The 15,634-nt window shown below is 54.9% G+C and carries 5 protein-coding genes; 1 reads left to right on the top strand and 4 read right to left on the bottom strand.

Annotated elements, in window-relative coordinates:
* Positions 1–241 (top strand): SymE family type I addiction module toxin (locus tag Xbud_RS16140; RefSeq protein ID WP_099137011.1); only part of this gene is annotated, 241 nt, incomplete at its 5' end.
* A 45-nt stretch (positions 242–286) separates the two neighbouring features.
* On the opposite strand, the gene Xbud_RS16145 is transcribed toward Xbud_RS16140, so the two are convergent.
* Genes Xbud_RS16145 through Xbud_RS16160 form a run of 4 tightly spaced genes read right to left on the bottom strand, consistent with a single transcriptional unit; the run spans position 287 to position 15,438 of the window.
* Positions 287–706, bottom strand: coding sequence for an SMI1/KNR4 family protein (locus Xbud_RS16145; RefSeq protein WP_011144929.1), 420 nt, complete (start codon positions 704–706; stop codon positions 287–289).
* 8 nt (positions 707–714) lie between these two features.
* Positions 715–13,194, bottom strand: a complete 12,480-nt coding sequence (locus Xbud_RS16150) for a hemagglutinin repeat-containing protein (RefSeq protein ID WP_099137013.1) — start codon at positions 13,192–13,194, stop codon at positions 715–717.
* Entirely contained in the window at positions 13,191–13,730 is a 540-nt protein-coding gene (locus Xbud_RS16155) for a toxin-activating lysine-acyltransferase (protein WP_099137015.1), read from the bottom strand. Before Xbud_RS16155 ends, Xbud_RS16150 begins: the two co-directional genes overlap by 4 nt.
* 10 nt (positions 13,731–13,740) lie before the next feature.
* Positions 13,741–15,438 carry a ShlB/FhaC/HecB family hemolysin secretion/activation protein gene (locus tag Xbud_RS16160; RefSeq protein WP_211283537.1) on the bottom strand — a complete coding sequence of 566 codons (1,698 nt, stop codon included), beginning with the start codon at positions 15,436–15,438 and terminating at the stop codon, positions 13,741–13,743.
* Positions 15,439–15,634 lie beyond the last annotated feature (196 nt).

Consider the following 15,634-nt stretch of genomic DNA (forward strand, 5'->3'; position numbering starts at 1 on the left):
GGCTAACCGCGATTGTAATGCAGATTTAGCGATTTCAAAAGCCCGGCGCAGCTATAAGGTGGGGTATGCCCGCACCCGCCACGAAGACCGCAGCACCGGTATGACCCGCTATTACAGCCAGCACCCCAGTTTGCATCTTAAAGGCAACTGGCTGGAAGAAGCGGGCTTTGCCACCGGACAGCCAGTACAGGTCAGTGTTGAGCACGGGCAGTTGATTATCCGGCTCGTTGAGTACAACTGACGGCTCAAAAAAGATCCCAGCCAAGCGCTGGGATCTTTAGCATGACTAATTACCTTCTATCCATACTTGCTTTATCCAGCTAGCAAGATCAGGCCAACTTTCCTCGTTATAACCATCAAGCGTCCAGTACTTAATTTTTCCGTCATAATCAATACAATAATAACTGCCATTATCTTCACAGATCGGGAGCAAATTTTCAGGTAGCCCTTGCTCTCTTGCATCGCTTAACGCTTGTGACAGTTCTCCATAATATTTTTTATCACGGGTAACAGATAACAAATCTATAGTTCCGTAGAATATATTACTTATTTTTTTCAAAACCTCTTTATAATCATTTGAAAATTCGAAACCAATTTCTTTTTCATACTGAGAAATTAATTCATCATCTGGCAAATCAACATCATTTCTTTGACCATCTGATAAGCGTTCGATTTCTTCAATAACATCATTAAGTTTAGTATTCATACGTAACCCTATTTAAAATCGTTAGCTCGTTGTTTCCAATAATCAGAACGCCACTTATTAAACTCCGAGCGGTTAATACCTGAGGGGATACTGTTATCATTTATATGTATGACCTTATGATTATCCTTATGAAAACTCTGCGTTACCTCAGCTATAGGTCCATCCTGCTTTTGTAACATATGATGTAAATTGACAGGTTTTCCATCATTACCGATAGGTGCTCTACCAGCTCTCATAAGCTCTACGTTTGTCTTACCTGATTTAGGATCAATACGGCTTGGATCAAACAAGTCATTTCGTTGATAAACCTTATTTCCCTTAAAGGGAACTGGCTCAGCCGACCAATATTTTCTGTCCTGGCCAAAGTATTTTGCGACATCTGTCTGTGTTGTTGTACTTGATTTATTAGCCGTTTGGTTAGGCTGTACTTGAGTAGCTTCCGCCGGAACGCTTTTATCAACATTATTTTTTGATGATACAGATGATGGCTTCGCCTGTATCTTATTACTGGCTGCTCCCCCAATAGCCCCGACCGCAGTCTCCAGCAACAACAGGTTGCGCTGCTCTTCCTTCACGTACTGCGCCGCATCCGCTTTGGACAAGCCCGATTTTTCCAGCTCTTTTTGACGCAGTTCCGTGTTAAAAAACCCGGAGAGGGGTCCGCTGCCGCCATTTAACCAGCTGCTCTGCTCTGAACGCCCTATCTTGTCATTGGCACGGTAACCTGAGACGGCCAGCTCCTTGCCCAGTTCATGGTTGATGAATGCCAGTTCTTCACGACTCAACTCACCATTCAACGCCATCTGTTTCAGGCTGTTGATGGTCGCATCACTGGCCTGCCGGTACTCTGTCCAGACTCCTTTACGGCAGCTGTCATCCTGACATGATGCCAGTTTACCGCGCATGTCCTCCACTGACGGCAAGCCTTTATCCAGAATGCGCTGGCTCAGCTCCTTAGCCTTGCCGCACGCTTCCGGTGACAGCGTGCGGCAATCACCCAGATTTCGCGAGGCCAGCGCATTATTCTCCACCGCATTCTTCGCTGCCTGCGCCCCGGCCACACCCCCTGCGGTAGAGTTAGTGGCCAGTCCTGCTACAATCCCGCCTGCCAAGGTCGACAGGTTGCTGATGGTTTCCTTCTCCGCCGGTGAGAGATCTTTCGGGTTCTTATCTCCGTACAATGCACTCATAATAGCCGAGGCGGCCAGTTCGCCGCTCACCGCGCCCGTTGCCCCGGCAGTGGCCGAGCTCCCTTTTATTTCTGCGATGACACCCCCTAAGATTGCATGTGCCATCAGGTTGGTGGCTTTTTCTGCCGGTGTCAGTTGCTCATACGTTTTATCACCATAAGTGAGGGCTTTCACCGCGTTTGCCAGATACGGCGCTGCCCCGCTGGCAATGGCCGATGGGATATCACCGCCCGCCAGCCCCTGCAACGCCCCGATGACCGCCGTCACCGCCTGACGTTTACTGCTGCCGATATCCGCACCCTGCGCTTTGATGGCACCGTCATAGGCTATCTTATACGCCCGGTCAGCTACCGATATTGCATCGACGGGCTGGCCTTCTGCCCTCAGTTGTTTTTCCGCAGCCTGTTTCAGTTTTTGCTGCGTGTGCGGGTCTTTCAGGTCTTCCGTGGCTTTCTTCGTCGCCTTAATCGCTTCATGCGTATTGTAGATATCCATCACCTGGGTGCCGATTTCAGCGATAGCCTGCGCCTGTGCCAGCCGCCGTTGTTCTTTCTCCTTGTCAAAAATCGGACTCAGGCCATTGGCGGCGTTATCGGTATCCCGGCTTAAGTCAGCCACATCCTGCTGTTGCTTATCGGCATCCCGCACCACCATCGTGCCGTCACTGACCGCCGCATGGGTGGTCGACGACTGGCTGTCATGCTTATGGGTGCCAGCCAGCATATTCGATGACATATTGGAAACCAGCTGGCTGCCCACCGCGCCGCCGGTACTGATACCTACACTCTGGTGCTCCGTTTTGTACTCTGCCTTGTTCTGGATATCACTAAAACCCAGTGTGCCGGTGTCCAGCCGGTTTTTGTCTTTCTCTGCGTGACTTGCAATCACCGCGCCGTCAAGCTGGGTATGTTCCCCCACTTTGACATCAAAGCCACCCTTGCCGGCAAAAATCCCTGTCTGCTCGTTCACCGAATCAAACGTGCTGTGCATCTTGTCACGGCTGGCATTCACACTGGCTGAACCGCTCATTGAGCCATAGGTGAAGCTGGCACCCGCACTGGCATTCTGCTGCTTGCTGTTGTAATGGTCCTTGTCCTGCTCACTTTGCAGGTGCAGGTGGCGGCCCACATCGGCCGTCACTGTCTCCCCGCTGACCTGTGCCCCTTTCAGCGTCGTATCCTGCCCCGATTTCAGTTTCACCTGATGACCGGCATCGACGAGCGTTTCAGTATGGGTCACCCCGTCGCCGGTTTCATGCCCTTTGCCCTTGTTGACGCTGGCGGAGAATTGAATGCCGTAACCGCCCTGTCCGGCCGTCAGCCCCACGCCGACACTGCCGCCTTTGCGGCTGCTCTCACCTCGCGTAGTCTGGGTGTTTTCAGCCGATTCCAGCACGATATCGCGTTTGGCGTCCAGCGTCATATCGCGGCCGGCTTTTAAGGTACTGCCCTGCACCTGAATATCGCCGCTGTCCTGCGTCGTGCTGTCTCCGGTGGCTTTAATGCGAATATCCTGCCCGGCACTCAGGCTGCTGCCCTGCGATTGCGTCTGTTCCGTGCGGGTTTGTGATTTCGCGGACTGGCTGCCATAAGAAAGCTGGATGCCGATAGTGTCGGTCGGTTTTTGCGCCTCCCCGCCGGCTTGATTGATGGCATCAGCTTTCGCAGATTCAGCCTCACTGCGCTGCCACGCCTGGTAGCCCTGCACCCCGGACAGCGTGGCCTGCATGCCTTTCAGCACCTGCAAGCGGCTGTCCGGGGTGTCTTTGGCTTCATTGGCCGTCTGCACCGCCGTGTTAACCGCACTGCCGACCGCCCCGGACAACGCCAGTGTCAGGCCTGACTGTTTCTGTTCAGTTTGGCTCAGTTCCGTATGGCTGTTTTTCGCGGCCGTGACAGCCACGTCTTTGGCTTCAATATCAATATCTTTACCGGCGATAATATCGCTGCCCTGCACGGTGGCCTGTTCGCCGGCATGCAAAGTGACATGGCCGTCACTGCTGCCCACGGTGCTGCCTTTTTGCAGTATAGCATCGCTGTCGCTGGACTGTTTGAGTGTCGAGCTGCCTATCGTAAAGCCCACGCCTCCCGTGCCCATCAGGCCGGATTTTTTCTCTTCTTTCCGGGTGAACCGGTGATTGGTCTCTTCGGCCGTGGTGATGTTCAGATTCTGGCCGGCATGGACAGCCACATCCCGGGTGCCCACCACATTGCTGCCCTGAACGGTGGTATCCTGGCCGGACTGGATATTCACCGTATCACCGCTCAGGGTGCTGCTGACTGCCTGGGTGCGGTCATATTGTTCCCGGGTCGTGGTGGTCGTCGAGGAAAACCAGCTGTTGCTGCCTTTCACTTTCAGGTATTCGTCATGGGTTTGCTGCTGTTCACCCGCTACGACCGCCACATCCCGCCCCGCATCCACTTGCAGTGTTTTACCGGCCGTGATACCGGTTGCGCGAAGGTTAACATCACGTCCGGCGCGCAGGCTGACCGGCCCGGCACTGTTGACGGCCGTGCCCGTTTCTCCTGATTCTGTGTGGGTCAAATAGTTATCCCGGCTCCATTCAAGGTGTTCACGCTGCGCGGTTTTGGCTGTCCCGAACTGAATATCCCGCCCCGCGTCTAACTGAATCTCACTGTGTTGACCCTGTGACATCAGTTGTGCGGCCGACGTGTAAATATCCTTGCCTGCCCGCAGGTGCAGTTTGCCATCCGTCCCCTGCACATACACCCGGGCGACATTATCCACGTAAGCCGAACTGAACCGGTTATTGCCGGCCTGATTTTCACCGCTGCGGGTGGTACTGACAATATCAATATTATTCCCCGCCCCTATTGTCAGTGACTGACTGGCGCCTATCGTCCCGCCCCGCTGGACCATATCGGTCCGGGCCTGCAAATCAACCTGGTTGCCCTGCACAAATCCCCCCTGATTGCGGATATTCTCCGCCAGGATGTTAATATCCTGACCGATAATCCGGCCCTGATTGAGCAGGTCGCCATGCAGTTGCACATTGACCTGGCTGCCACTGAGCAGGGCACCAGAGCCATCCAGTGAACCGGCCTGCGTGCGCACATATACCTGGGGAACCAGCACGGTTTGCCGGCGGCCGTCTGGTAAGGTGACCGTCGCATTGACCAGCCAGACCATGTCTTCGGTGAGACGGGCCATCTGTTCCGCATTCAGGGCAATCCCCGGCGTCAGATTAAAGGCGTGCCGGGCACGCGCGCCGGCATTCATCAGCGCCTTAAATTGTTCCTCGTCATTCTGGTGTCCTAGCAGATAACGTTTGCCGGTCAGGTTAATCACCTGCTCACGAATAAGGCGCTGTTCATAGAAACCATCCCCCAGACGTTTATGCATGTTATTGTGATCCCAGCGCAGCTGCTGTTGCATATAGTCCGTTCCCAGCCATTTTTTCAGCCGGGTAAACTGCGGATCGGTTTCAACCAGCGGCAGGTTGTCGATCGCCGCCACCGCCGGTGTGGGTGGCGTATTGTCGGGCGGCAGATTCAGTTTAAATAAGCTGTTGTCCGGTAACTGATAATTCGGCACTTCCGTGCGGACGATAAGGGGTTTCTCGCCCACATTCGTGATTTTTTCCTCCCTCCCGGTGTTTTTTTCACCGGCGCCGGTCAACTTCTCACCCACGGTGGATCGTTCACCCACCGTGAACGTCTGACCCCGTTCAGTCAGTTTTTCCCCCGCGATAACCGGCGTCTCTGCTGTGCCACCGGTGATGGCCGGCCTTTGCCCCGTTACTGCCGCGGGCGGGATGATCACTTCCAGCCGCTGTCCCGGCCTTAAGGCGACTTCACGCGGCGGGGTTTCCACTTCTGTCAGACCAGCGTTGATTTGCCCGCCACGGACTGGCGCCATCTGTGTCGCGGTGCCCTGATAATCAGCCGGCCGCTGGCCAGCCAGCGTGACCGTGCCCTGTGATGACCGGACCGTCCCGGGGGTCAGCGTGATGGCCTGGATTTGTGCCGGGGGTTCATAATACGATGACCTCCGGCCTTGTCGGTCACGCCCTTTTTTCTTGATGCGCCAAAAATTCTCCACCCGGCCTTTATCGGTGATATAACGCTCACCCGGCACATCCCGGTTATGGATCTCCCCGCCCGTGACCGTCAGCAATCCCCCTGCCACCACCTGGCTCTTATCGTTTGTCAGCGTCGTGGTATCGATGATCAGGTTTTTCCCGGCCAGTATCTTCGCCGGGTCGGTGGCTTTCACCCGGGTTTCTTCTGTCGTGCGGGTGTACCGGTAAATCTGAAAGTTATCCCGGCATCCCCTGTTGTCCACACAGGCGTGAGAGACTTCATCATGACGGATAATGACTCTATGATTTTTCGCATTATAACGTTGCCCCCAGACCTGATATTCCTCCATGGGCGTCTGCGAAATGCGCTCACGTTCGGTCTCAAAATGATCATTGACGTTATTGATGGTGTCGGCCGCCAGCCGCATCTCCCCCATGGCTTCCATATAGGCGCTGTGGTTATTGATGACCTGGCCTTTTCCGCTGGCCTGATACCGGTCATCCAGCTTGCCGCCAAAGGCAAAATCACCGTCACTGTAAATCAGGCTGTGGGCCTGGTTATTTAAGGTTCCCACACCCAGATCAAGGCGTTGGCGGGCCGCAATCACCGCCGATTGACCTTTGGCCATGATGTCGTTGTAATTACCCGATTTTGTCGCGAACCACTGCTCCCGTTTAGCCTTTGTTTCGGCATCCACCCGGTTATTCAGCGTCCCCGCTTCAATGGCGATATGATCACCGTAAATCCGCCCGGTGCCCTGGTTGGTCAGCCCGGTAGCACGCAGACAGGTTTGGGCACCCTCCAGCAACCCGGTGTTGACGAGGGCATTTTTGACGGTCCATTGATGGTGATCCGCCAGGATTTTCCCGGTGGCCTCGTTGGTCAGGTTATCCGCCGCCCCCGCCAAGGTGCCGGCACTGACCAGGCCGTTATTGATGACATGGCCCTGACTGCTCAGCCGTAAACGCCCATTGGCAATGATTTCACCGGTATGAATAAAATCTTTCAGCAGTGTCAGCTGGATATCACCCAGTGAACGCAGTCTGCCGTCACCGGTGGCAGAGTCTGCCTCCACCGTCAACGCCTTCCCGGCTTTGATTTCACCGTCCGTATTGGTCACCGCTAGCTGGCTGCCCTGTACGGTCAGTTGCTGGTTGGCCTGTAACTGGCCCTGCGTGTTATCGAGCACCGAAGAAAGTTTTAGTGTGGCATTTTCAGTGGCGAACAGTTGCCCTTTGGCATTGTGCAGTGTGTCCGCCGTGACAAGGACATTTTTACCCTCAATCCCTTTATCCTGCTGTTGCGTCTCCTGATTGTGGATTGCCTGAGCGCTCAGTTCGGCATCACCGCCACTGCGGATTAAACCGGCTGTATTATCTATGTGGTGAGTGACGCGCGCGGTCAAATCGCCCAGCGCCAGTATTTGTCCCTGCGTATTGAGCAGCTCACCCGTTTCAATACGCAACCCGGCTTCGCTCAGGATCTTACCCTGTTGACGGTTATCCAGTTGTTTCGCGGTGAGGGTGGCCGATTTGCCATGCAAGGTGCCGCGCTGGTTTTTCAGATCCCCGCTCTTCACCTCAAGCTCAGCCTGACTGTCAATCACGCCATCAGTGTTATCGAGGGTCTGCCCCTGCGTATCAATGAACAAATCCTGACGGGTTTGAATTCGGCCCGACTGATTATTTATCTGTTGACCTGTCAGAGAAAGCCGGGTCTGTGCCGCCAGCATTCCCTGTCGGTTATGGAGATGACCCGCCGTGATATCCAGACTGCCCGCCGACACCACGGCGCCATTGTCATTATCCAGCGCCCCGGTGTTCAGGGTCATGGCCTGTTTGCTGGTCATTCCCTGCCTGTCACCACTGTTGCGGTTAATTAAGGATTTCGCGTTGAGCGTCAGTTTGCCGCCACTTTGCAGCAAACCCTGATCATTATTCAGTGCATCCACATACCATTGGGTGTCTTTTCCGCTCAGGATCTGTCCGTGCTGATTGAGGACCGTATTTCCGCTCATATTCAGTCGGTCATGGCTTTCAATATGACCGGACTGGTTATTCAGATCCGCGACAGTCAGGCGTAAAGCCCCCTGGCTGAACACCCCGCCCTGCTGACCACTGTCCCGGTTATCCAGCTGCTGACCGTGGGTGTCGATGGTCAGGTTCTGACCGCTGCGTATCGCCCCGTAGCGGTTCAGCAATTCCCCGGTCCGTAGCGTCATCTGCCGTTCTGCGGCGATAAGACCCGCGGTATTATTCAGTGGCTGCTGGTGCGTATCAATGTCCACCGTTCCGGCGCGGATTTGGCCTTTTTCGTTGTTAATCGTTTGAGCTGTCAGTTGCAGGTTATGCTGACCGGCAATGTTCCCCCCGGTATTGGTGAGCTGCCCGGTGGTCAGGGTGATATCCCCGTTCGCTGCCGCCATCTTCCCCTGCCGGTTATCCATCTCACCAGCCACCACGGTCATGCCGGCTGAGGCCACTAACTGGCCCTGCTGGTTATTCAGCCGGTTTTTTACCGTCACCTGAAGCTGGCCGTCTTCGGCCGCAATCATTTGGCCTGACTGGTGATTCAGTGTCTCCGCATTAACCTTCACCGTGCCATTGGCGGAAATCACACCGCTGCCGTTATCCAGTTCATGCTGAACATCCAGCATCATTGTATCGGTGCCCCGTTGGGTCATCTTCCCTGAACGGTGATACAGTGACTGAATATGGGCCGTGATATGTTGTGCCGACGCCTCGCTGTTCACCAGATGGTAATCCCCTCCATCCAGTTTCAGTTCACCGTCAGAAATCAGGCGGCCGGCCTGCCCCTGAAAGTGGGCCGTGTCAAGGGCCATCACGCCGGTTCCGGCATGGATCAGCCTGCCGTTATCATTTGCAATGGTCTGCGCCTTCAACGTCAAATCCCGCCCGCGGGATTCAATTATCCCGGCCGTATTGTCAATCCCAGCCTGATGATCCAGGATAAGCGACAGCTGCCCGGTCTGGGTGATTTTACCCTGATGATTGTTCAGTTTCTGGCTGCGGAGGGTCAGCGTTTCCGCCCGTAACCGGCCACGCGTGTTATCAATCCGTTCCGGTGCCGATAACGTAAGGTGTTGACGGGCGCTGACGTGGGCATCCTGTAAATGTAACTGCGTGTCAGACGTCAGTGTCAGATCGCCGGCATTCGTTTGACTGCCCGCCAGTGAAAGATCTTTTGCGTTCACCGCTAACCGGTCATGGGCCAGATTCTGCCCGTGAAGCCGGGCTTCCTCTGTGGTTTTTAGGGTCAGGTTACCGCGTTGGGTCAGCCTGAGCGTGTTATCCATACCGGCCGCCAAGGTACTGCCCTGATGGCTATACAATGACAGGCTTTGGCTTTCAAGGTGGCGCCCGGCCAGTATGCGCCCCGGGTTGTCGAGGTGCCCGCGGGTGGTGATTGTCATATCCTGCCCGGCGGTGATGTCTCCCTCATTCATCAGGTTACCCTGATCAGGCAGGGTCACATCACCGGACGCCCTTATCACACCGCGGTTGGTCAATTGCCCACGGCTGTGAAGCACCAGATTGCCCGAAGGCGCGGATTGACCATCGTGCCCCATACCTGCCGCCAATACCGCATTTTTGGCGTTGTCCAGTGACGCACTGGTGATATCAAGATGATGGCCGGCCTGGATGTTGCCCTGATTGGCAAGGTGATCACGGATGTTGACTGACAGATCCCGGCCGGCGCTCATGTTCCCCTGATTATCCAGTTTGCTCTGATCCTGGACGGTCATCGTGTCCGAAGCTGTGATGAGCCCCAGGTTGGCCAGCTCACCCGGGCTATGGAGCGTCAGGTCTCCCGGTTGGGACAAACGGCCGTCTTTACCGACACCCGCGGCCAGCACCCCTTTTTCCTGATTGGATAAGGAAGCACTGTGGATATTCAGATGACGGCCGGCCAACATTTTGCCCGGGTTAGTCAGGTGTCCGGGCATTTTAAGCCGGATATCCCGGCCGGTACTTATCTCTCCGGCATTTTCCAGCGCCGCCTGATTGTCGATAACGATATCATCCGATGCCGTCATTACCCCCTGATTGGTCAATTGACCGCGACTGTCGAGGGTCAGATTGCCCGGCTGAGTCGGTTTGCCATGAGGGTCAGTCCCTGCCGCCAGTTCACCTTTCTTCTGGTTTTCTAATGCCGCACTGTGGATATCCAGGTGGTGGCCGGCCAGCACCCGGCCCTGATTGGTCAGATTGCCCGGGGTGTTGAGCCTGATATCACGGCCAGCATTTATCTCTCCCTGATTTTTCAACTCAGCCTGATTCTGGATATCAATATCATCCGACGCCATCATCACGCCCTGATGGGTCAGTTGACCGCGACTGTCGATGATGAGATTGCCCGGCCGGGTCAGTTTGCCCTGATCATCCGTACCCGCCGCCAACACCCCGTTCTGATGACTGACTAACGCGGCACTATGAATATCCAGATGGCGTCCGGCCAGTATTTTTCCGGCATTATCGAGATCATCACGGGCTTTTAGCGTGATATCCCCACCGGAAGTGATATCGCCTGAATGCGTGAAAGCGCCTTCATTCTCAATATGAATATGATCTGACGCGGTGATAATACCGTGGTTGTCCAGTTTGCCCTGACCCTGGATCTTCAACGTACCCGGCTGCTTTTTATCTATACCCGCGGCCAGCTTACTTTCCTTCTGGTTGTCTAAATCTGCACTCTGGATAGCGAGATGATGGCCGGCCAGCACCCTGCCCTGATTGGTCAGACTGCCCGGGGTGTTGAGCCTGATATCACGACCCGCGCTGACCTCTCCCTGATTTTTCAACCCGGCCTGATTCTGGATGTCGATATCATCCGATGCCGTCATCACACCCTGATTGATCAGTTGACCGCGACTGTCGATGCTAAGATGGCCCGGCCGGGTCAGGTTGCCGCGATCATCCGTACCCGCCGACAGCATCCCGTTCTGATGGCTGACTAACGCGGCACTGTGGATATCAAGATGACGGCCTGCGCGCATTTTCCCGGCATTATTGAGATCATCACGGGCTTTTATCGTCATATCGCCCCCGGCGGTCATATCCCCTGAGTGACTGAAAGCCCCTTCATTCTCAATATGAATATGATCTGACGCGGTGATAATGCCCTGGTTATCCAGTTTGCCCTGACTCTGGATTTTCAGGTTGCCCGGCTGCATTTTATTTATTCCCGCCGCCAGTACACCGTTCCGGCCACTTTCTAACACCGCACTCTGAATAGCGAGATGATGACCCGCCAGCACTTTGCCCTGATTGGTCAGCTTTCCGGGCGTGGTGATCCTGATATGACGGTCAGCGTTTATCTCGCCCTGATTATCCAGCGTCGCCGGTTCTTCGATAACAATATCCTCCGTGGCGGTCATCATCCCCTGATTAACCAGCTGACCCCGGCTGTTGAGAGTCAGTTTGCCCGGTTGCGTTTTATTCGTTCCCGCAGACAGTAACCCATTCTGACCGCTCGTTAAGGACGCACTTTGGATAGCGAGATGATGACCGGCCAATACCTTACCCTGATTCGTCAGGTGCCCCGGCGTTTTTATCGCAATATTATTCCCGGCGCTGATATCACCTGAATGGGTTAACGCCGTTTTATTCTGAATGTCAATATTGTCTGACGCGGTCACAATCCCCTGATTATCCAGTTTCCCCTTGATATCCAGCGTCAGGTTACCCGGCTGGGTTAATTTGCCGTCTTTATCAGCGCCGGCGGCCAGAACAGGGTGTGGCTGGCGATCAGCAGGCAGTCGAACATTGTTATGGCTTGTCAACGAAGCACTGTGGATATCAAGGTGACGGCCGGCCAACATCCGTCCCTGATTATCCAGGTGATCGCGGGTGTTGACAGCCATATCCTGACCCGCCGTGATATCGCCCTGATTGATGAAATGCCCTTGATTCTTAACCTTCACCTCAGCAGAGGCGTCTATCGTCCCGCTGTTGGCAAGATGACCGCCACTGTTGAGTTTCAGGCTGCCCGGTTTACGACTGCCTGCCGACAGCCGCCCCGGGTTCGTTACATCGCCCTGATTGTCGACAGTCAGGTTATCCGATGCCGCTATCGTGCCTTTATTGCTGAGGAGACCACGGCTCTGAATGGTCAGATTGCCGGATTGAGTCCGGTTGCCTTCTTTATCGACACCCGCCGTGATATTTCCCTGATTCGCCAGCGCCCCCTGATTATTGATGGTCACATCAGCAGACGCCGTAATGACACCGCTGTTCGTCAGTTTGCCCTGGCTATCCAGCGTTAAATTGCCTGCCTGCGCCCCTAACTGCCCGGCATTGCGTACCCCGACGCCCTGCTCTGTGCCGACCAGCTTGATTTTATTGGCATACATCCCGCCCACGGCCGCCACATCCAGGCTGAATGCCGGTTTATTCTTCTGGCTCTCTGACAGCATTTCAGTCACATTGCCCTGGGCATCCACCCGGTTGCGTCCGGTTGTCACGGTTAAATGGCTGGCGTGGAGTCTGGCATTAATATTGACGGCACGGCCAATCAGACGGGTATAATCACTGCCGGTATCATTCAGCCCTTTACCTTCCACGCTGATGAGTCCCTGATGCGCCTCATCCACTTCAAACCCTTTCAGGCGCCCGCCTTCCAGCAGGGTTTTGCCCGCCGCCAGCGTGGTCTGGCTGGCATTGATAAAACCACACCCCTGACAGGTGATACCTGCCGGGTTAGCAATAATCACGTCCGCCCGTTGTCCGGCGACTTCAATAAAGCCGTTCAGTTGGCTGGGATGGCGGCTGTTCACTTCATTGAGGATGATCTTCGCTTCACCCCGGGCTAACCACGGGTTCGCGGTGATAAGGCCGCCCAGTTCGGTTTGGGTATTGATGCTGCTGTTATTGAGGATGGCCCCCCGTTGCGCCACATCAAACTGGCTGTACTGATTACGGGAAACCCCATCCCCATTCGGTGTCTGGATATTGATTTGGGGTATACCGTTGGCCGTGGCAATGACCGAGGGCTGCTGCGTACCGGGCGCATTGTTGTCCGCCACAATGCCCGCCTGTGCACTCAGGCTGACCAGTCCCAGTGCCAGTGAGACCCCGAACACCAAAGGGGTTAAGGCCACCCGGGCTGACGATAATGAAGGCACCGATATTCTGTTTCGTGCCTGTCCGGCCGTGTGGCTGCGGACTAACTCAGACACCACCATCAGCATCTGACGGGTTTTATTAAAAATCACGCGGTAGCAATGTTTATTCATCGCGCAGCCCCTCTTTCAGGTAAGTCTACGGTCAGGGGATGGTTATCCCACCATGCAGCGTCCTGTTCACGGCTGACACCGGCCCCTCGAAAACGGCGCACCTGCGCCCCGCGCGCTGCGCCTTTGTGATAAAGCGCCCGGACACACTGATAAGGAAAAATGTCATGTTTGATTAAATCAGCCATCACACGGCTATGGCCAAACGGCGCTACCCAGTCCACAATCCAGAGCCGATCCCCCCGGTTCGATGCCAGGCTGCGATTATCCCCGTCATCCGTTGTCAGGTAATGGTGTTCGGTTTCTTCATCAAACCGTGACCAGCTCAGGTAAAACACCGGCTGGCCCTGCTGACTGATCAGCACATACTGTTGGGCCTTAATAAAAGGCAGGAGCAGGGTGGCAAGCGAACTTAACGGTGCATCCCGGTGCAGCGGGGAGTGCATCCACAGCCAGGTTGCGGCACCCAGCATTTCTGGGTCATTTTCATGCCCGCCCAGAAGCAGGGGAGCACGTACGTCATAATCACCGATGAACATGTCTGCCCCCTCAGTACTGCCAGTTCAGGCTGAAATTGACGTGAGCAGGGTCGGTTTTAAAGCCATCCGGTTTGGAGAAAGGCGTACCGACCGACACGTCATAGGCCATATTCACCGGGCGGATATGACCTTTCAGCCCCATCACGCCGCCCGCCAGCGTGCGGCCGATAAGGATTTCCGACCTGTGTCCGCCCACCCGGCCGTAATCCGCCCCCAGATAAAACTGCTGGTCCGGCACCGGGGTCTGCCAGGAGAGGGTATTACGCCATGCCCAGCCCTCATCGGCACTCAGCGTGCGTTCACCATCAAAACCCCGCACCGTCCAGCGACTGCCGATACTGAATTGATCCTGCGGTGTCAGCGGGGTGTGACTCCATTGCTTCTGGTATTCCATCCGGTGCTGAAAGGACTGGCTGCCCAGCTTAAAGGGCGTATTAATTGCCACCGACAACTGGATAATTGCTGATTTTGCCGTGGCGTAGTTTAAGGAAGATTTATCATTGCGCTCTTCAGACGCCGGCAGTGCCCCAAACCAGCGGGTGCCTTTTTGATAACGGATACCCGCATCCAATATCGCTGCACCGATATAATGGCGGTGATCCAGCCCCAGGCTCCAGCTGCTGGTGCGGCGTTTCTGGTTACCAATTTCGGTCTGTTGCATGAAATTGCGGGTTTCGCGCACATTCACGCCATAAGTGAATGTGGTTTTTGAACGGGCATTACGGTGCAGGACACGGCTTAATTGCGTGTTCAGACTGCGGCTTTTTCCACGATATCGGGCATCCCCGTTAAGTTCCGGCACGGTTTGCATATAGTTGTATTTGCTGCCGGTGACCGCAAACTGCCAGTAACCAAACGGCACCGAATAATGTGCGGTATAGTTGGTGGAATCCTTGCGGTGGGAAAAAGCCAAATCACGGCTCAGGGAGAGATAAAACAGGTCACTCAGCGACATCGGGTTATCCAGCGCCAGCATCAGCCCGCCCTGCGTGCGTCCGGTGGTTTTGGTGCCACTGTTATCGACCCAGGCCCCGACATGCCAGAAACGCGACTGCCGGCGTTTAATCACGATATCGCTCTCACCCGGCTGTTCACCCGGCACCAGTTCCATCGACGCCTGAACATTTGGGATGCGCTGAAGGTTTTCCAGGCCTTGCTCGATATCCCGCAAATCCAGCACATGGCCATTATGGGCCGGCATCGCGGTATACAGCGTCGCGTATTTATCCGACTCCTCGGTATAGCGTACCTGCCGGATTTTACCGGTGACAACATTGAGTTTCAGTTCCCCCTGACTCAGATCCTGCTCCGGTGCCAGAATGCGGGTGGTCACCCAGCCGTGGGAAATCAGCCGGTTCTGCATCGTGCTCATCAGGAGGCCAATCCCCTGCGCGCCCAGACAGTGTCCGTTGGCCTGATTTGCCAGCCGTTGTAACGGCACCCAGTGCGGCAGGTCTTCCCGGCCGGACAAAGTGACGTTCTGGATCACAAAACAGGGCGATTCTGTGGGAAACGTCAATACAGACGTGGATACCGTTTCATCCGAAAGCCGTACCGTCGGTGCCTTCGCCTCCAGGCGTTGCTCTAACGCTTGCTGCTGCTGCTTTTGATGAATAAAAGGTTGGTCATCTGCCTGCACAGGCTGAATAACGCATACAGCCCATCCGGCCAACCCTGCGAACATGCTGCTGCGAGTTACCGTTGCCATCATTGAACCCGTCGGATACTTAATGATTATTGAATAATTTTGGAAGAACTACGCGAGAGGGTATTATGGTTGAAAGTGTTTTAATTTCAATCAACCTGATCGCATGGCGATCAAAAAGGCGAACATTTAGACTCTTTAACTGCCATTATGCAACAAAACAGCAATGAATTAACATTCATCAAACATATTGCGTGTA

The sequence above is a fragment of the Xenorhabdus budapestensis genome (assembly GCF_002632465.1).
GTDB classification, from domain to species: Bacteria; Pseudomonadota; Gammaproteobacteria; order Enterobacterales; family Enterobacteriaceae; genus Xenorhabdus; species Xenorhabdus budapestensis.

What these genes read in the sequence shown, in the direction of transcription:
- Xbud_RS16145 (WP_011144929.1), bottom strand. Translation starts at nt 706, where the DNA reads ATGAATACTAAACTTAATGATGTTATTGAAGAAATCGAACGCTTATCA.
- Xbud_RS16150 (WP_099137013.1), bottom strand. Translation starts at nt 13,194, where the DNA reads ATGAATAAACATTGCTACCGCGTGATTTTTAATAAAACCCGTCAGATG.
- Xbud_RS16155 (WP_099137015.1), bottom strand. Translation starts at nt 13,730, where the DNA reads ATGTTCATCGGTGATTATGACGTACGTGCTCCCCTGCTTCTGGGCGGG.
- Xbud_RS16160 (WP_211283537.1), bottom strand. Translation starts at nt 15,438, where the DNA reads ATGGCAACGGTAACTCGCAGCAGCATGTTCGCAGGGTTGGCCGGATGG.